Source organism: Comamonas resistens (assembly GCF_030064165.1).
Taxonomy (GTDB): Bacteria; Pseudomonadota; Gammaproteobacteria; order Burkholderiales; family Burkholderiaceae_C; genus Comamonas; species Comamonas resistens.
In genome coordinates this window covers 1,206,156-1,223,415 of the sequence record NZ_CP125947.1, presented here as the reverse complement: position 1 = coordinate 1,223,415, position 17,260 = coordinate 1,206,156, and the positions used below count along the sequence as shown (strand labels likewise).

The following is a 17,260-nucleotide window of genomic DNA, read 5'->3' as shown; positions in this document are numbered from 1 at the left end:
AAGAAACACTTCGCTGACCGTCGGAAATTTCATTGACTGACGCATCCACCCTTGGATCTCGCTAAAAAAACAATAGAGCGGGCTGGATGCAAAAACCAAGTTTGATGCCTTATGCAACGCTGGAAACTCTCTGCGCTAGCCGCTGCCTCCCTCGCTCTGTCCAGCCTTACGGCCACCGATGCTTGGGCCCTGGCACTGGGCCGCATCACCGTTCAGTCGGCGCTGGGAGAGCCACTGCGTGCAGAAGTTGAAATTCCCCAACTGAGCGCTGCCGAGGCCGAAAGCCTGCAAGCAGCCATCGCGCCCGCAGCCACCTTCCGCGCTCAAGGCATGGAATACACCAGCACGGCCAACTCCGTGCGCGTCAAGGTCCAAAAGCGTGCCAACGGTTCAGCGGTACTGCAGCTGAGCAGCTTCCAGCCTGTGAACGACCCGTTTGTGGATCTGGTGATCGACGCCAACTGGGCGTCCGGCAAGATTCAGCGCAACTACACCCTGCTGCTCGATCCTCCTGCATCCCGCCGGTCGACCCCCGCCCCTGTGACTGCAGCCCAGGTTCCTGCGGAGACGCAGCCTCGCCCTGCCCGCCCAGCGGTCGTCGAGCGCCCTGCCCAGGCCACCGCAGCACCGGCCGTGACCGCCGCGCAAGGTCGCGATTTGCGCAACGACCGCGATCTGGATGAAGGTTCAACCAAGACCGCCCGCACCTCTAGGAACAAGGGCCAGGCTGCTGCCGCTCAAGCCCAAGGCAACGAGGCAGACACGGTTCGCGTCAAGACAGGCGATACCGCCGGCCGCATTGCATCCGCCAACAAGCCCGCTGGCGTGTCGCTGGATCAGATGCTGGTCGCCATGCTGCGCAGCAACCCCCAGGCCTTTGTCAACGGCAACATCAATCGCATGCGCAGCGGCGCCGTGATTCAACTGCCCGATGCAGCCACTGCACAAGCGACCTCCAACAAGGAAGCGCGCCAGATCATGGCCGCTCAATCGCGCGACTTCAACGAGTTCCGTCGCCAGTTGGCCGGCATCGCACCGGTTGCCCCTGTTGCTGCAGCCACGCGCAGTGCGTCGGGTCAGGTTCAGGCCCATGTGGAAGACAGCAAGCCCAACACGGCAGCGCCTGACAAGCTGACCCTCTCCAAGGGCTCGGTCAAGGGCGTGGCCGCCGATGAAAAGCTGGCACAGCAAAAGCAGGCCTCGGATCAGTCTGCCCGCACCGACGAGCTCAAGCGCAACATGGCCGAGCTCAGCCAGATCGCCGCTGCCACACAACCGGCCGGCGGTGCCGCAGCACCAGCAGCCAGCGCAGCAGCTCCGGTAACAACGCCAGGGGTAAACGTTCCACTGGCAACCGCAGCCAATAATGCGGCAGCCACTCCTGCTCCCGCCGCTGCAACTCCTGCGGCTTCTGTACCCGCGCCTGAAGCAGGTGCACAGCCTGCCGAAACCGCCAAGCCAGCTGAACCAGCAGCCGCAGCTGCAGCAGAGGCAGGCAGCGCGCCGGACTCCGCTGCGCCAACCACAGATGCCCCCTCTGCAGAAGCGCCCCCCGCAACCCCTGCGCCAGCACCTGCGCCCAAGCCGGCCCCGATCCCCGTGGAGCCACCGCCCGAGCCCAGCTTCATAGACGGCCTGATGGATGACCCCACCATTCCGCTGGCGGGCGCAGCCATACTGGCTCTGCTGCTCGGTTATGGCGGCTACCGGGTGGCCCAGCGCCGCAAGGCTGCTGCAGCAGCCAGTGCCGACAGCTCTCTGGGCGACAGCCAACTGGCAGCCGACTCCTTCTTTGGCGCCAGCGGCGGCCAGCGCGTGGACACCACCACAAGCAGCAGCCAGATGTCGGGCCAATCCATGCAGTACTCGCCCAGCCAGCTGGACGCCGGTGATGTGGACCCCCTGGCCGAAGCCGACGTCTATCTGGCCTATGGCCGTGATCTGCAAGCCGAGGAAATCCTCAAGGAAGCCCTGCGCACCGACCCCAACCGTCTGGTTCTACACCAGAAGCTGGCGGAAATCTATGCCAAGCGCAACGACCGGATTGCCTATGCCGCTGTCGCAGGCAATCTCTACAACCTGACCCAGGGCAAGGGCTCCGAATGGCAGCGCGTGGCCGATCAGGGTCGGACTCTGGATCCCGACAACGCCCTGTACCAACCCGGCGGCCAGGCTGCAGCCAGCGCCTCTGCTTCTCAAGGCCTGATGGGCCAGAACACGGTGGGGGGGGCTCCTGCTGTTGCCGTCGCTGGCGGCATGGCATTCGGCGATGCCCTGGCTTCGGTCAATCAGGCACCCAAGGAGCCGACTCCAGCACAAGATCACGAAGGCCCTCCCACCGTGCCCACGAATATGGACTTCGGCCTGGATCTGGATCTGCCCACGGGCCTTGCCGATGCCCAGATTCCTGTCGCGCAGCCTCTGCCCGACGTCATGGCTCCTCAGCCCAGCGAGCAAGACTTCGCTTCGCTGGCACAGTGGGACGCACCGGTCCCCGCTCCCGCGGCGGACAACAGCCTGAATCTGGACCTGGACGATCTGGCCTCCTCCTTCAGCCTGCCTGCCGCGCAGGCACCGGCAGTCGCCGAGCCCGCAGCCACCCCATCGCCTGCCGACACATTCAATGCGCTCGAGTTCGACCTGGATAGCTTCGCCCCGCCACAGGCAAAGGTCGAAGCCTCCCCTGCGGATTCGGAACTGTCGCTGGCCGGTGACGACGTAACACTGGAGTTGCCTGTCGATGCGGATGCAGGCAACAGCCATGCCAATGCTGCTTCTCAGGCTGAGCCGGAGCCTGTGTTCGACCTCAGCGGTCTGTCGCTGGATCTGGGAACCTCGCCAGAAGCTGCCATGGCTCCTGCCGCGGCCACCCCCTCCATGCCGGAAGACCCCATGGCCACCAAGCTGGCTTTGGCCGAAGAGTTCAACGCCATTGGCGACAGCGACGGAGCGCGTACACTCATCGAAGAAGTGATCGCCGAAGCCCATGGCGATCTCAAGGCCAAGGCTCAAGCCTTGCTCTCTCAGATTGGTTGAATTTGATGCGTGAAAAATCCGCGCCAGGGGCCATGCCATGCGCATAGCTCTTGGTGTCAGCTACAACGGTCAGGCCTATCGCGGCTGGCAAAGCCAGCCCGATGGCAACACCGTACAAGACAAACTCGAAGCGGCCCTGGGCCGCTTTGCTGCTCAAGAGGTGTCCACAATCTGCGCCGGCCGCACCGACTCCGGTGTTCACGGGCTGATGCAGGTCGTGCATTTCGACACCGAATTGCAGCGGGTGCCCAACTCCTGGGTGCGCGGCACCAACACCTTTCTTCCCAAAGACATCGCCGTGCAATGGGCGGCCGAAGTACCGGATGGCCTGGATGGCTTTCACTCCCGCGCCTGCGCCACCGCCCGCCGCTATGCCTATGTGCTGCTGCAATCCCCCGTGCGCCCCAGCGTGGACCATGGCCGGGTCGGCTGGGTGTTCCAGCCTCTGGATGCACAGCGCATGCGCGCTGCCGCCGATCTGCTGCTGGGCGAGCATGATTTCTCGTCCTTTCGCGCCGCAGGCTGCCAAGCCAAGAGCCCGGTAAAGACCCTTCACCGCATCGATATCCACTACCGCCCTGCGGGCCAGGCTCCCATGCGAGATGGGCAGATGGAATGTGGCTACTGGCGTTTTGAGTTCGAAGGCAGCGCCTTCTTGCACCACATGATTCGTAACATCATGGGTTGCCTGATTTACGTGGGCCAGGGCTCCAAGCCGGTAGAGTGGATGCAACAGGTGCTGGATGCACGCTCACGCGAAGTGGCCGCGCCCACCTTCTCCCCCGACGGGCTGTACTTCCTCGGCCCCATCTACGACGCACGCTGGGGGCTGCCTGGCGATACGCCTCCATTTGCCTGGCTGCCTTGAGCTGCCGCCGCCACAAGCCTGTCATGTCTTTCATTGCCCCCCGTACCCGCATCAAGATCTGCGGCCTGACACGCGAGCAGGACGTCGATGCCGCCGTCCAGGCCGGAGCCGACGCTATCGGCTTTGTGCTCTATGCCCAAAGCCCGCGTGCCGTCACGCTGGAACGCGCGGCGCAGCTGGCCGGGCGCCTGCCGCCTTTTGTCACGCCTGTTCTGCTGTTCGTCAACGAAAGCGCTAACAATGTCATAGCTGCTTGCGCACGTATACCAAACGCTTGCGTGCAATTTCATGGTGACGAGTCGCCCGAGGACTGCGAGGCCGCAACCCGGGGCGTACAACCCTGGATGCGAGCAGCGCGCATACCCCTTGGGGATGATGCGATCCGGTTCGACCTCGTAGAATATGCACAACGTTATTCAAAGGCCCAGGCCATATTGCTCGACGCCCATGTCGACGGCTATGGCGGTGGCGGGAAAGCATTCAATTGGTCACTTCTGCCAACAAGCGTCGCCTCTCACCTCGTTTTGTCTGGTGGACTCACGCCTGCAAACGTGACCGATGGCATCTTGCAAGTGCGCCCTCGCGGGCTCTCACTGGCCGTTGATGTGAGCTCCGGAGTCGAGGCCGACGGCCCCGATGGCAAGCCCCTCAAAGGCATCAAGGATGCCCACAAGATTCACCGCTTCATTGCTGCCGTCCGTGCAGCTGATGCCTCTTATTTGCAGACAAGCTCATGTTTGAATACCAATACCCTGACGCCCTCGGCCACTTCGGCCGCTACGGTGGCAGCTTCGCCAGCGAAACCCTGACCCACGCGCTGGCCGAGCTGCGCGACGCCTATGCCAGACACCAGAACGATCCCGAGTTCATCAAGGAATTCCAGTCCGAGCTGGCCCACTATGTAGGCCGCCCTTCCCCTGTCTATCACGCAGACCGCATGTCGCGTGAAATGGGCGGTGCGCAGATCTACCTCAAGCGCGAAGACCTCAACCACACGGGTGCCCACAAGATCAACAATGTGATCGGCCAGGCCATGCTCGCCAAGCGCATGGGCAAGCCGCGCATCATTGCCGAAACCGGCGCTGGCCAGCATGGCGTGGCCACGGCCACCATCTGCGCGCGCTACGGTCTGGAATGCATCATCTACATGGGTGCCGAGGACGTGAAACGCCAAAGCCCCAACGTCTACCGCATGAAGCTGCTGGGCGCCACCGTGGTGCCCGTGGAGTCCGGCTCCAAGACCCTCAAGGATGCGCTCAACGAAGCCATGCGCGACTGGGTGGCCAACGTGGACAACACCTTCTACATCATCGGTACCGTGGCCGGCCCCCACCCCTACCCCATGATGGTGCGCGACTTCCAGAAGGTCATCGGCGACGAATGCCTGACCCAGATGCCCGAATTCCTCGGCCCCGAAAAGCAGCCCGACGCCGTTGTGGCCTGTGTGGGCGGCGGCAGCAATGCCATGGGCATCTTCTACCCCTATATCCCCTACGAGAACACCCGGCTGATCGGCGTGGAAGCTGCGGGTGAAGGCCTGGAGTCCGGCAAGCACTCTGCATCGCTGCAAAAAGGCAGCTCGGGCGTGCTGCACGGCAACCGCACCTTCATCCTGCAGGATGAGAACGGCCAGATCACCGAGACCCATTCGGTCAGCGCCGGCCTGGACTATCCGGGCGTGGGTCCGGAACATGCCTGGCTGCAGGAAATCGGTCGTGCCCAGTACGTGGGCATCACCGATACCGAAGCCCTGGATGCCTTCCACTATCTGTGCCGCGCCGAGGGCATCATTCCCGCGCTGGAATCCAGCCATGCCGTGGCTTATGCCATGAAGCTGGCCAAGACCATGCGCCCCGACCAGTCGATTCTCGTCAGCCTCTCGGGCCGTGGCGACAAGGACATAGGCACCGTGGCCGATCTGTCGGGTGCCGAATATTTTGACCGCCCCTCCATGCGCGGCCTGACCGTCAAGGGCGCGCACAGCCTGGAGGCCGCCAAAGCCGCGCCCCATGCGCCCACCACGGGAGGCAACAAATAATGAGCCGAATTTCTGACACCTTCAGCAAGCTCAAGGAAGAAGGCCGCAAGGCGCTGATTCCCTACATCACGGCAGGCTTTCCCTTTGCGGCCATCACGCCCTCGCTCATGCACGGCATGGTGGAGGCCGGCGCCGATGTGATCGAACTGGGCGTCCCCTTCTCCGACCCCATGGCCGACGGTCCCACCATCCAGCGCGCCGGCGACAAGGCCATTGCCAACGGCGTGGGCCTCAAGCAGGTGCTGGCCTATGTGGCCGAGTTCCGAAAAAAAGATAGCACCACCCCCGTGGTACTCATGGGCTACGCTAACCCCGTAGAGCGCTACGACCAGATCCACGGTGAAGACGCCTTCGTCAATCACGCGGCAGAATCCGGCGTGGACGGTATTCTCATCGTGGACTATCCGCCCGAGGAATGTGAAGAGTTCGCCGCCAAGCTGCGCGAGCGCGACATGGACCTGATCTTTCTGCTGGCCCCCACCAGCACCGACGAGCGCATGCAGCAGGTCGCGCGCGTGGCCAGCGGCTATGTCTACTATGTCTCGCTCAAGGGCGTCACAGGCACGGCAGCGGTGGACACCTCGGCCGTGGAGGCCATGCTGCCCCGCATTCGCCAGCATGTCAGCATTCCCGTGGGCGTGGGCTTCGGCATCCGCGATGCCCAGACAGCGCAGGCCGTGGGCCGCGTCTCGGACGCCGTCATCATCGGCAGCCGCATCATCGATCTGCTCGACAACCAGCCGCATGAGAAAATCGTGCCCCTGGCAATAGACTTTCTGCGCGGCGTGCGAAAGGCTCTCGACGCATAATGCAGCCCTGAAATCAGCCACCCCCTGAGCGGCTTTGCCGCTTCCCCCTTGTAGGGGGACGATAGCCTCGCAGCGGGGCGGCCCTTGCTCGCCGTCCCTGACCGGGATTGCGCCAGTGCCTGCGCCGCGCCGCTCTCATGGGTTGCGGGTGGCGCGCAGTGCAGTGGAAACTGAAAAGGAAATAACCATGTCTTGGCTTGAAAAACTTCTGCCTGCAAAAATCCAGCAGACCAACCCGACGGAACGCCACCAGCAGATTCCCGAAGGTCTGTGGATCAAATGCCCCAGCTGCGAAACCGTTCTGTACAAGACCGATCTGGAAAAGAACCAGAACGTCTGCCCGACCTGCGGCCACCATCACCGCATCGGTTCACGCGCGCGCCTGAACCATTTTCTCGATGCCGAGGGCCGCTATGAAATCGGCCAGGAAGTCATTCCCGTCGACCCCCTCAAATTCAAGGACAGCCGCAAGTACCCCGAGCGTCTGGCCGAAGCGCTGGAAAACACCGGCGAGACCGATGCACTGGTTGTCATGGGTGGCTCCGTCAAGAGCATCAATGTGGTCGTGGCCTGCTTCGAGTTTGACTTCATGGGCGGCTCCATGGGCTCCGTGGTCGGCGAGCGCTTTGTGCGTGGCGTGGAAACAGCGATCGAGCAAAAAGTCCCCTTCATCTGCTTTACCGCCACCGGCGGTGCGCGCATGCAGGAAGGCCTGCTGTCGCTGATGCAAATGGCCAAGACCAATGCCGCGCTGACCCGCCTGGCCAAGAAAGGCTTGCCCTATATCTCGGTGCTGACCGACCCCACCATGGGCGGCGTGTCTGCCGGTTTCGCATTTGTCGGTGACATCGTGATGGCCGAGCCCAAGGCCCTGATCGGTTTTGCCGGCCCCCGCGTGATCGAAACCACCGTGCGCGTCAAGCTGCCCGAAGGCTTCCAGCGCGCCGAATTCCTGCAGGAAAAGGGGGCCGTGGACATGATCGTGGACCGCCGCGAACTGCGCGACCGCATCTCCAGCTCGCTGGCCATGTTGCAACGCCTGCCTGCCGACGCCGTGGAATAAATCCAGACGCTATCAAAAGCAAAGCGGCTGACGTAGATTAAATCTACGTCAGCCGCTTTTTTCATTGCACGGCCACATCACAAACCGCTCGGAAGCGGTTCCACCTTACATGCCTGCCAGAAAGCGCAAGCCGCCAGCCTGCACATAGTTGAGCACCATCAGCAACACCTGCAGCGCGATCAACGCGATCAAGGCGGAAAAGTCCACGTTGCCGATCAGGGGCACACGCTTGCGAACAGGTGCCACTACCGGCTCGGCCAGGCGCTGCAGCACGCCATAAATCGGTGAATAGGGCTGCACCCAGGACAAGATGGCATAGATCAGCAAAATACCCATCAGCCCGGACAGCGCGACCTTGACCAGCCCGCAAACCGCCAGCCAGGGCAGCGCCAGCACCATGCTGTTGGCTCCCTGGAGCAACCACAGCAGCAGCATCTCCACCAGTTGCAGCGCAAATGCAGCCAGCAGACAGCTCATATCCCAGCGCCCCTTGCCTGCGACGACCTTGCGCAGCGGCAGAACAATCCAATCGCTGAGCGCAAAAACCAGTTGCCCCACGGGATTGCCAAACGGCACGCGCTGGGCCTGCATATACATGCGCAGCAGGCAGGCGCCGCTGATCAGGCCAACAACAATATCCAGCAGGAATACAACAATTTCAAACAGCATGGGCTCGGTCCATTAGATGGCAGGCGAATTGCCTATTCTCGTTAGGACTTACGCAAACAAGGATGCACCAAAGACATTTCCATAGGACAACCGCCTTGCCTGAACCTGATTTGCGTAAGTCGTATTCGTTAGGACTTACGCAAACAAGGATGCACCAAAGGCATTCCCATAGGACAACCGTCTGGCCTGAACCTCATTTGCGTAAGTCGTATTCGTGGGATGATAGCCGGGCACCATGGCTGAAACCTCAAGTCTGCATTCGCTGCCCCTGTTCCCGCTGGGCACAGTCCTGTTTCCCGGCGGGCACCTGAGCCTGCGCGTGTTCGAGGTACGCTACCTCGATATGGTGCGCAAATGCCAGAGCACGGGTGCGCCATTCGGTGTCGTCGCACTGCAAAGCGGCCACGAAGTCCGCAAGGCCGGCGCCCAGCCCGAGCAGCTGTTTGCCGAAGGCGTGCTGGCCCGCATTGAAGCGCTGGAGCCCTTGCAAGCGGGCCTGTTGCATCTGCAGTGCCTGGGCATGCAGCGCTTTCATATCCAGAACAGCTGGCAGCTTCCGCACGGCCTGTGGGTGGCCGATGTGAACATGCAAGACGCCGATACGGCCATGCCCATCCCGCCCCATCTGCTGAACATGGCACACGCGCTGTTTCAGGTGCTGATGAATATGCACGGCCAGGACATCGACCACCGCTACCTGCCCACACCCTCGCAGCTCAACGATTGCGGCTGGGTCGCCAATCGCTGGGCCGAGATGCTGCCACTGCCTGTCAGCGTCAAGCAACAGCTGATGACCCTGGACAGTCCGCTGCTGCGGCTGGAGCTGGTGGCCGATGTGCTGGAACAGAACGGCATCGGCTCAGCCCAACCACCAACCCAACCGGAATAAGCATAAGAACAACCTCTGACGCTTTACGACATTGCGCATGACGCTCTTATTCAGATAGCAGATTCCAGCACCAGCAATACTTTTCCCGCTGGCAACGCATGCGCAATCCTCAGCGGCAATCCGCGCTTTGACCGCCATCTGCCCCTTAGTTTGGCAAAAAACTTAAAATCTCTCGTTTCGGGCTGCAGCAACGGCGGCAGCCCCATCCCTGTGGTCTTCAAGCGGCGCACGGCGCCGGCGCTCTCATTTTCATGACTGAACAAAATACCTCTTCTGCGGCAGAAATCACCGCCCCTCAGGACGAAAACAAACTCATCGCCGAGCGCCGCGAAAAACTCAAAGCCCTGCGCGAGTCTTCCAAGGCCAACGGCGGCGTCGCCTTCCCCAACGACTTCAAGCCCGAGCACCGCGCTGCTGCCCTGATTGCCGAACACAGCGACAAGGACGCCGAGGCGCTGGACGCTGCCGCCATCGCCGTCAGCGTAGCCGGCCGCATGATGCTCAAGCGCGTCATGGGCAAGGCCAGCTTTGCCACCGTGCAGGACGCGACCGGCCGCATCCAGGCCTATGTCACCCGCGATGCCGTCGGTGAAGAGGTCTACGCCGACTTCAAGAAGTGGGATCTGGGCGACATCATCGCCGTCGAAGGTCAGCTGATGAAGACCAAGACCGGCGAGCTGTCGATCAAGGCCACGAAGATCCGCCTGCTGACCAAGAGCCTGCGCCCCATGCCCGACAAGTTCCACGGCATGGCCGACCTGGAGCAAAAGGTGCGCCAGCGCTATGTGGACCTGATGACCGACGAAGAGGCGCGCAAGCGCTTCGTGGCCCGCAGCAAGGCCGTGGCCGGCATCCGCGACTTCATGGTCGAGCACGGCTTCCTCGAGGTCGAAACTCCCATGCTGCACCCTATCCCCGGCGGTGCCAACGCCAAGCCCTTCATCACCCACCACAATGCGCTGGACCAGGAGATGTACCTGCGCATCGCGCCCGAGTTGTATCTCAAGCGCCTGATCGTCGGTGGTTTCGAGCGCGTGTTCGAGATCAACCGCAACTTCCGCAACGAAGGTATCTCGGTACGCCACAACCCCGAGTTCACCATGATGGAGTTCTATGCGGCCTACTGGAACTACCAGGACCTGATGGACTACACCGAAAAGCTGATCCGCGACGCCGCCATCAAGGCCGTGGGCACGCTGGAGCTGACCTATGGCGGCAAGCCCGTGGACCTGACCAAGCCCTTCGAACGCCTGACCATCGTGGAAGCCATCGTCAAGTACACCGAAGCCGGCGAAGTCATCGAAGGCGGCACGGAGCGCCGCGTGGCCAACCGCGACTGGCTGATCAATGCCCTGAAGAAGCTGGGCATGAAGGAAGACAAGGACAAGCTGTCCACCCGGACTCTCGCCAGCCTGCAGGTGCTGTACTTCGAGGAAGTGGTGGAAGAGAAGCTGTGGAACCCCACCTTCATCATGGAGCACCCCACGGAAATCTCGCCGCTGGCCCGCGCCAACGACGAGCGCCCCGAGGTGACCGAGCGCTTCGAGCTCTACATCACCGGCCGCGAATTCGGCAACGGCTTCTCCGAGCTGAACGACGCCGAAGACCAGGCCGCGCGCTTCAATGCCCAGGTGGAAGCCAAGGATGGCGGCGACGACGAAGCCATGTACTTTGACCACGACTTTGTGCGCGCCCTGGAATACGGCATGCCTCCCACCGGCGGCTGCGGCATCGGCATCGACCGCTTCATGATGCTGCTGACGGACAGCGCCAGCATCCGTGACGTGATTCTGTTCCCTGCCCTGCGTCGCGAACAGTAAGCCTGAAAATTGATAGCTTCTAGCGCTTATCCGTCTTGGTCTTCAGATATTTTTATTACTGAAAACCAAGCAGAGCATGCGCTACCTGCTATCAAAGAATCGGCAAAAACAGGCTTTGCCTGGCAAGCACCTGGAACCGATAGGATGAATCATCGGTTCCAGGTCTCAAGGAGAGCGCCATGTGTCGCTGGCTGGCCTATACGGGCAATCCTGTTTCCCTGGAAACAATGCTGTTCCATGCGCGCCATTCGCTGATCGACCAAAGCCTGCATTCGCGGCTAGGCGCGACGACGACCAATGGCGATGGCTTCGGACTGGGCTGGTACCAGCATCCACACGAGATGCCTTTTCGCTATCGCAGCATCCAGCCGGCCTGGCACGACCACAACCTGCGCGAGCTCTCGCGCGCCGTGTCCGCCCCCATGTTTCTTGCGCATGTTCGCGCGGCAACGCATACGCCTGTGCAGGAGACCAACTGCCATCCCTTCCGCCACCGGCGCTGGATGTTCATGCACAACGGCATGATCGAGGACTTTCCCCTGGTACGGCGCGATCTGCTCATGGCCATCGATCCGCAGCTCTTCACCTCGCTGGAAGGCTCGACGGACTCGGAGACCATGTTCCTTCTGGCCATGACTTTCGGGCTGGAGCACAGTCCTGTGCCGGCCATCGCGCGCATGGCGGGTTTTGTCGAGGCCACGGCGCGCAGGCATGGGATAGCTCACCCGCTGAGCATGACCGTCTGCGCCAGCGATGGCGAGCAACTGGTGGCCGTACGCTACGCGAGCGAAGGCCAGTCGCCGCGCTCGCTCTATCACAGCACCTCCTTCAAGCATCTTCACGCGCTGTATCCCGACGACCCGCGCATCGCGGCCGTTGGTGACGATGCGTATCTGATCGTGTCCGAGCCGCTGGTCGATCTGCCGCAGGCCTGGGCCCAGGTGCCCGAGTCCACGGCGATCGTCGTGCGCGGTGCGCAGGTCGATTACCTGCCGTTCGCCCCCATTCCGTCCTGAGAGCTTGCCCAGCCAGGCTGGGCCTCGGCTGTTTCAGCCTGCTGCTGACCGGCAGCGCCAGCATCCGCAATGAGACCCGGCCCCTGCATTACATCGCCGACAACTTGGCTCCATGGTCCTGCGCCGGCCGGGGCCTGTCTTCCCTGAAGCAAGTCAAATCCTGGTAACAGGGGGCTGGCTATACTGAATCCCATGCAGATTCCTCAATACTGGGCACAAGTGCGGCTGCGTCATGAAACCGGCATTCGCCATGGAGCCACGGTGCTGCGTTGGGGCTGGTCTGACATCAGCCAGGCCGACGCTCAGAACCATGCCCAGCAGCGTGCCCAGCAAGCGCTGGAGGATGTACTCAAGGCCCCGCAAACGCATCACCTCGACAGTGACTTCGAGCGCATGGAATGGGCAGGAGAATATGGCCTGTATGGCAGCACGCCCATTCGCGAGGAAGTGCTGGAGCGCCAGAACGACACGGTCATGACCCGCAACAACTACGGCGCCCATTGCCTGAACACCGCGCAAGTGGCGATTGCCGACATGGACTATCCACGCGAGAAGCCGCTGCCAGGTTTCCCGTTTTTGTCGATGATCTTCATGCTGCTGGCTCTGCCATGGCTGTGGCTGACGCCTCTGGTCTGGAGCGTTCAGCAGATTGTCCTGATCGTCATCATTGCAGCCACGGGCCTAGTATTCCACTCCAGGCTCAAGCAATGGCTGAGCGCCAGAAAGACGAAGCAGACGCGTCAGGCCCGCGCCCTGGACCAGGCCGTCGCCCGCGTGCAGCAGGCACAGGCCAATCATCCGGACTGGGGTCTGCGCGTTTATGAAACGCCAAAGGGCTTGCGCGTGATCGTGACCCATGCTGCATGGGCTCCGCAGGCCCCCGAAGTCAAGACACTGTTTCAGGAACTGGGGGCAGACCCCGTCTACGCCCTGCTGTGCGAAAAGCAGCAATGCTTCAGAGCCCGCGTCAGCGGCAAGCCCTGGCGCATGGGGATCAGCGGTCTTTCCACCCAGGCGCGGCGCTGGCCGGTTTCTGCAGAGAATCTATCGGCGCGCCAGGAATGGTGCCAGCTCTATGAGCAAAAATCCGAACGGTTCGCCGCCTGCCGCTTTCTGCAGCAGTTGGGGCCAAGCACTTTCTGCCTTGAGGCACAGGCATTTGTCCCCTGGCATGACAGCGCCAGCAAGGCCCAGTCCTCGCTGCCACTGGCCTGAACCACTAATTCACAGCAAAACTCCCAGATCTGTAATCTGTCGTATAAAGTAACAAGAGATTACAAAGCCCACGCAGTCATAGCCACACGCCGTGAATATCTGAATGGATCGCGCTTATCTTCTCCTCCATGACAGCATTGCCGCCCACTGCTCCAGCCTCCGCGGCCATTGAAGCCACCGGGGCACGTCTTTCGTCGCCGAACTCCTTGGCCCCCTTCTCCGTACTCGTGGTGGAAGACCAGGCCGTCATGCGCGCGGCGCTGGTGACCGAGCTGAAGCAGGCCGGTGTGACCCAGGTTCTGGAAGCCGAGAATGGCCGCGCTGCTCTGGCACTGTTTCGCAGCGAACGCCCCGACATGGTGTTGCTCGATATTCGCCTGCCCGGCGAGGATGGCTACTGGGTCGCCCGCCAGTTGCGCGAGGCAGAGCCCGGAGAATGGACCCCCATCATCTTCCTGTCCGGCCTGGACAATGACCTGGACGTCTGGCGCGGTATCGAAGCCGGTGGCGACGACTATCTGGTCAAGCCCGTCAAGCCCATCGTGCTGGTGGCCAAGCTGCGCGCCATGCGCCGCCTGCTGGACATGCGCCGCCGCCTGGTGACGGTATCTGCAGAGTTGCATCTGGCCAACCAGAAGCTCAATGAAATGGTGGAGCTTGACGCATTGACCGGACTGGTCAATCGCCGCGGCCTGGACCGCATGCTGCATGCCGAGATTGCCGCAGCCCAGCGCGAAAGCAAGCCGCTGACGCTGATGCTCTGCGACCTTGATCACTTCAAGCACTTCAATGACACCTACGGTCATGTCCAGGGCGACGAATGCCTGAAGCAGATCGGCCGCCTGCTGCGAGAAGTCTGCGTACGCCCACGCGATATTGCAGCGCGCTATGGTGGTGAGGAATTCGCACTGATCCTGCCCAACACGCCACGCTCAGGGGCCATGACGTTTGCCCGCGCACTGGGGCAGATGCTCAAGTTCCTGAAAATCCGTCCACCCGGAATCAATGAAGACCTGTTGCTCACGCTGTCGGGAGGCATCACCACCTGCATCCCCGATGCCAACACCAGCGCCGAGTCCATGCTGATGCGGGCCGACGCGGCCCTGTATGCGGCCAAGTCGCAAGGCCGCAATCGCTTTTTCAGCTTCGAGATGCAGATGGACACCATAGAGCAGCGCCAGCTTTGAGCCGCAGCCCGGCAATAAAACGCTAGGATGCCCTTCTAGCGTTTTATTGGCTTTGGTTATGCGTCGTCTTCAAATGCACCTGCCCGACTGGATGCAGGACTGGCTGGAAGTTCTGATCCCTGGCGTTCAGATCGTTCTCATCATCTTTGTCGCCTGGTTGCTCAACTGGCTGTTCAAGCGCATTTTTGCGCGCGTGGGCAAGGCCTACGACCTGCCACATGAGCTGCTGATGCCGCTGCGCGGCATATTTCGCTGGCTCATCATTGCGGCTGCCATCCTGGCGATCCTGGAGCGCCTGGGCATGTCTGCCACCGTCTTGTGGACGGCCTTCACCGGCTTTGCCACCGTGGGTGCAGTGGCGTTCTTTGCCGCCTGGAGCGTGCTCTCCAATCTGTTCTGCGCGGTGTTGATCGTGACGGTGGGCCCCTTCCGGCTTGGCGACCATATCGAAGTCCTGGACACCGCCGAGAAGCCCGGAGCCAAGGGCCGCGTGGTGGACCTCAACATGCTCTATATCACGCTGCAGGATGACAGTGCGCCCGCAGGTACGCCCAACCTGCTGCAGATACCCAATTCACTGGTCTTTCAGCGTGTCATACGCCGCTGGAAGGGTGGCCTGCCTGCCGTGACTGAAAACACTCCTGCCAGCGCCCAGGAAGAAGCCTGCGCCATTGCTATGGTGACGCCAAACACCCCCTGAACGGTTCCGCCCCCAGAGAGGGGGGAGGACAGCCCCAAGCGCTCAGGGTTTGCGCCAGAATGGAAATATTTACGGCAGGCGAGGCTTGATCTTGCTGGCGGCCAGCTTGGCGTTCACGCGGGCCTGCTCCACATCGGCCGCGCGCGCCAGCGCCACGCCCATGCGACGCTTCACAAAGCTTTCGGGCTTGCCGAACAGGCGCAGGTCGGTGCCGGGAACGGCCAGGGCCTCATTCACGCCATCGAAGACCAGACCTTCTGCATCCTGGCCGCCATAGATCACGGCGCTGGCTCCGGGGTTGCGCAGGCTCGCATCCACGGGCAGACCCAGAATCGCACGGGCATGCAGCTCGAACTCGCTCTGCCACTGTGTGCACAGCGTGACCAGACCCGTGTCATGCGGACGCGGCGAGACTTCGCTGAACCAGACCTGTTTGCCCTTCACAAACAGCTCCACGCCAAACAGGCCCAGGCCACCCAGATCGTCGGTCACTGCCTTGGCAATCTGGCGCGACTTTTCCAGCGCTGCGGGATGCATGGGGTGAGGCTGCCAGCTTTCCACATAGTCACCGGCTTGCTGGATATGACCTACGGGGTCGCAGAAGTGAGTTTCGATCTGGCCATCTGCGCCCTTGGCGCGCACGGTCAGTTGGGTGATTTCGTAATCGAAGTCGATAAAGCCTTCGACGATCACGCGGCCCTTGGCCACGCGGCCGCCGGCCAGGGCGTAGTCCCAGGCTTTTTGCACATCGGCCGGCCCATCGATCTTGCTCTGACCCTTGCCCGAGCTGCTCATCACGGGCTTGACCACGCAGGGGTAGCCAATCGCAACTTGGCCGTCGCTGCCATCAATCGCGGCTTGCAGCTCGGCCAGCGAATCGCAGAAACGGTAGGGGCTGGTCGGCAGGCCCAGGGTTTCAGCGGCCAGACGACGAATGCCTTCACGATCCATGGTCAATCGCGTCGCCCGGGCCGTGGGGATGACGGTAACCACGCCCGCTGCCTCCAGCTCTTCGAGCATGGGCGTGGCAATGGCTTCGATCTCGGGCACGACCAGATCGGGCTTGACTTCCTCGATCAGTGCCTTGAGCTGAGCCGGATCGCTCATGGTGATGGTGCGCGCATGGTGAGCCACCTGCTGACCGGGCGCGTTCTCGTAGCGGTCCACGGCAATGGTTTCCACGCCCAGACGCTGTAGGGCAATCAGCACTTCCTTGCCCAGTTCGCCGCTGCCCAGCAGCATGACTTTGGTGGCGTGGGGGGTGAGAGGGGTTCCTAAGGTGGTCATCAGTGCATCCTGCAGGTGTGCGGCATCTATGGGTAGCGCCATGAAAAAAGCCCGGCAAAGTCACCTTTGCCGGGCCCCGATCATAGGTCAGCCCCAATGCCCTGCGGGTGCTTCAGCCACATTGGGCAACACCACGGCCTGCGTACCGACCTGCACCACCTGCCCCCCGCGCTGCGCCGCATGCGCCCTGGCCTGTTCCAGCGTGGAGAACCAGTGATTGGGGTAGCCCGCATGCAAGCTCAAGGCCTCCAGGGGCAGATGCACATCCGGGCTGTTGCCTGCCAGCGCGTCCCGATAGCTGGCCCAGTCCGACATGCCGGCCTCCAGCGCAAGCATCTGCAGCACATGTTTGCGCTGGACCATGGATTTTTGGTCAAACAGCTGAGGCAGATTCAGCCCCCAAAGAACCTGACTGGAAATCAAGCGTCGCAATACGGGCAGCGACTGCATGCGCGAATCGGCCACGGCATGCCTATGCAGCAGCTTGGCGGCACGCAAGACAGCGGCCACTCGCTCGGGAACCCGGGCTTCGAAAGGATGAAATAAGGGTGAGGTATGCATACCAACTCCTGTGAATTAGGCAGGTCTCGCTACACGCCCGGAATGGTATGCAAGCTTGATGCTTGCGATCGACAGTGATACGACTTGCGCAAATCAGGCCCT

The 17,260-nt window shown here is 62.0% G+C and carries 15 protein-coding genes; 12 read left to right on the top strand and 3 right to left on the bottom strand.

What is annotated here, in order from left to right:
• Positions 1 to 111: 111 nt before the first annotated feature.
• The 6 genes from QMY55_RS05525 to accD all read left to right on the top strand — a co-directional run bounded on the left by QMY55_RS05525 (position 112) and on the right by accD (position 7,814).
• Positions 112 to 3,036, top strand: a complete 2,925-nt coding sequence (locus tag QMY55_RS05525; RefSeq protein ID WP_283487676.1) for a FimV/HubP family polar landmark protein — start codon at positions 112 to 114, stop codon at positions 3,034 to 3,036.
• A gap of 37 nt (positions 3,037 to 3,073) precedes the next feature.
• Complete coding sequence (gene truA / locus QMY55_RS05520) at positions 3,074 to 3,904, top strand: tRNA pseudouridine(38-40) synthase TruA (protein ID WP_283487675.1); 831 nt, start codon at positions 3,074 to 3,076, stop codon at positions 3,902 to 3,904.
• A gap of 23 nt (positions 3,905 to 3,927) precedes the next feature.
• On the top strand, positions 3,928 to 4,713 hold the full coding sequence (locus QMY55_RS05515) for a phosphoribosylanthranilate isomerase (RefSeq protein ID WP_283487674.1): 786 nt from the start codon (positions 3,928 to 3,930) through the stop codon (positions 4,711 to 4,713).
• On the top strand, positions 4,638 to 5,942 hold the full coding sequence (gene trpB, locus QMY55_RS05510) for a tryptophan synthase subunit beta (protein ID WP_283487673.1): 1,305 nt from the start codon (positions 4,638 to 4,640) through the stop codon (positions 5,940 to 5,942). The genes QMY55_RS05515 and trpB overlap by 76 nt, the downstream gene beginning before the upstream one ends.
• The gene (gene trpA / locus QMY55_RS05505; RefSeq protein ID WP_283487672.1) at positions 5,942 to 6,751 is read left to right on the top strand and encodes a tryptophan synthase subunit alpha; all 810 of its coding nucleotides are present in this window, start codon (positions 5,942 to 5,944) and stop codon (positions 6,749 to 6,751) included. The genes trpB and trpA overlap by 1 nt, the downstream gene beginning before the upstream one ends.
• A gap of 187 nt (positions 6,752 to 6,938) precedes the next feature.
• Positions 6,939 to 7,814: an acetyl-CoA carboxylase, carboxyltransferase subunit beta gene (gene accD / locus QMY55_RS05500; protein WP_283487671.1), complete on the top strand. Its 876-nt coding sequence runs from the start codon at positions 6,939 to 6,941 to the stop codon at positions 7,812 to 7,814.
• A gap of 105 nt (positions 7,815 to 7,919) precedes the next feature.
• On the opposite strand, the gene QMY55_RS05495 is transcribed toward accD, so the two are convergent.
• Positions 7,920 to 8,483, bottom strand: a complete 564-nt coding sequence (locus QMY55_RS05495; protein WP_283487670.1) for a YggT family protein — start codon at positions 8,481 to 8,483, stop codon at positions 7,920 to 7,922.
• A gap of 235 nt (positions 8,484 to 8,718) precedes the next feature.
• Between QMY55_RS05495 and QMY55_RS05490 the strand changes: the two genes are divergently transcribed.
• The 6 genes from QMY55_RS05490 (at position 8,719) to QMY55_RS05465 (ending at position 15,310) form a co-directional block, all read left to right on the top strand.
• Positions 8,719 to 9,372 carry an LON peptidase substrate-binding domain-containing protein gene (locus QMY55_RS05490; protein WP_283487669.1) on the top strand — a complete coding sequence of 218 codons (654 nt, stop codon included), beginning with the start codon at positions 8,719 to 8,721 and terminating at the stop codon, positions 9,370 to 9,372.
• 251 nt (positions 9,373 to 9,623) lie between these two features.
• Positions 9,624 to 11,192 (top strand): lysine--tRNA ligase, encoded by a 1,569-nt coding sequence (gene lysS / locus QMY55_RS05485; RefSeq protein ID WP_283487668.1) that lies wholly within the window; start codon positions 9,624 to 9,626, stop codon positions 11,190 to 11,192.
• Positions 11,193 to 11,371: 179 nt separating this feature from the next.
• Complete coding sequence (locus tag QMY55_RS05480; protein ID WP_283487667.1) at positions 11,372 to 12,208, top strand: class II glutamine amidotransferase; 837 nt, start codon at positions 11,372 to 11,374, stop codon at positions 12,206 to 12,208.
• Positions 12,209 to 12,400: 192 nt separating this feature from the next.
• Positions 12,401 to 13,423 carry a hypothetical protein gene (locus QMY55_RS05475; RefSeq protein WP_283487666.1) on the top strand — a complete coding sequence of 341 codons (1,023 nt, stop codon included), beginning with the start codon at positions 12,401 to 12,403 and terminating at the stop codon, positions 13,421 to 13,423.
• A 128-nt stretch (positions 13,424 to 13,551) separates the two neighbouring features.
• Positions 13,552 to 14,610, top strand: a complete 1,059-nt coding sequence (locus QMY55_RS05470; RefSeq protein ID WP_283487665.1) for a diguanylate cyclase domain-containing protein — start codon at positions 13,552 to 13,554, stop codon at positions 14,608 to 14,610.
• Positions 14,611 to 14,668: 58 nt separating this feature from the next.
• Positions 14,669 to 15,310, top strand: coding sequence for a mechanosensitive ion channel family protein (locus QMY55_RS05465; protein ID WP_283487664.1), 642 nt, complete (start codon positions 14,669 to 14,671; stop codon positions 15,308 to 15,310).
• 69 nt (positions 15,311 to 15,379) lie between these two features.
• Here the strand turns inward: QMY55_RS05465 and purT are convergent, their stop codons facing one another.
• Both purT and QMY55_RS05455 read right to left on the bottom strand, forming a co-directional pair.
• Complete coding sequence (gene purT, locus QMY55_RS05460) at positions 15,380 to 16,597, bottom strand: formate-dependent phosphoribosylglycinamide formyltransferase (protein ID WP_283487663.1); 1,218 nt, start codon at positions 16,595 to 16,597, stop codon at positions 15,380 to 15,382.
• 87 nt (positions 16,598 to 16,684) lie between these two features.
• Positions 16,685 to 17,158: a hypothetical protein gene (locus QMY55_RS05455; protein WP_283487662.1), complete on the bottom strand. Its 474-nt coding sequence runs from the start codon at positions 17,156 to 17,158 to the stop codon at positions 16,685 to 16,687.
• Positions 17,159 to 17,260 lie beyond the last annotated feature (102 nt).

Coding starts and splice junctions, on each gene's coding strand:
- QMY55_RS05525 (WP_283487676.1), top strand. CDS start 112: ATGCAACGCTGGAAACTCTCTGCGCTAGCCGCTGCCTCCCTCGCTCTG.
- truA (WP_283487675.1), top strand. CDS start 3,074: ATGCGCATAGCTCTTGGTGTCAGCTACAACGGTCAGGCCTATCGCGGC.
- QMY55_RS05515 (WP_283487674.1), top strand. CDS start 3,928: ATGTCTTTCATTGCCCCCCGTACCCGCATCAAGATCTGCGGCCTGACA.
- trpB (WP_283487673.1), top strand. CDS start 4,638: ATGTTTGAATACCAATACCCTGACGCCCTCGGCCACTTCGGCCGCTAC.
- trpA (WP_283487672.1), top strand. CDS start 5,942: ATGAGCCGAATTTCTGACACCTTCAGCAAGCTCAAGGAAGAAGGCCGC.
- accD (WP_283487671.1), top strand. CDS start 6,939: ATGTCTTGGCTTGAAAAACTTCTGCCTGCAAAAATCCAGCAGACCAAC.
- QMY55_RS05495 (WP_283487670.1), bottom strand. CDS start 8,483: ATGCTGTTTGAAATTGTTGTATTCCTGCTGGATATTGTTGTTGGCCTG.
- QMY55_RS05490 (WP_283487669.1), top strand. CDS start 8,719: ATGGCTGAAACCTCAAGTCTGCATTCGCTGCCCCTGTTCCCGCTGGGC.
- lysS (WP_283487668.1), top strand. CDS start 9,624: ATGACTGAACAAAATACCTCTTCTGCGGCAGAAATCACCGCCCCTCAG.
- QMY55_RS05480 (WP_283487667.1), top strand. CDS start 11,372: ATGTGTCGCTGGCTGGCCTATACGGGCAATCCTGTTTCCCTGGAAACA.
- QMY55_RS05475 (WP_283487666.1), top strand. CDS start 12,401: ATGCAGATTCCTCAATACTGGGCACAAGTGCGGCTGCGTCATGAAACC.
- QMY55_RS05470 (WP_283487665.1), top strand. CDS start 13,552: ATGACAGCATTGCCGCCCACTGCTCCAGCCTCCGCGGCCATTGAAGCC.
- QMY55_RS05465 (WP_283487664.1), top strand. CDS start 14,669: ATGCGTCGTCTTCAAATGCACCTGCCCGACTGGATGCAGGACTGGCTG.
- purT (WP_283487663.1), bottom strand. CDS start 16,597: ATGACCACCTTAGGAACCCCTCTCACCCCCCACGCCACCAAAGTCATG.
- QMY55_RS05455 (WP_283487662.1), bottom strand. CDS start 17,158: ATGCATACCTCACCCTTATTTCATCCTTTCGAAGCCCGGGTTCCCGAG.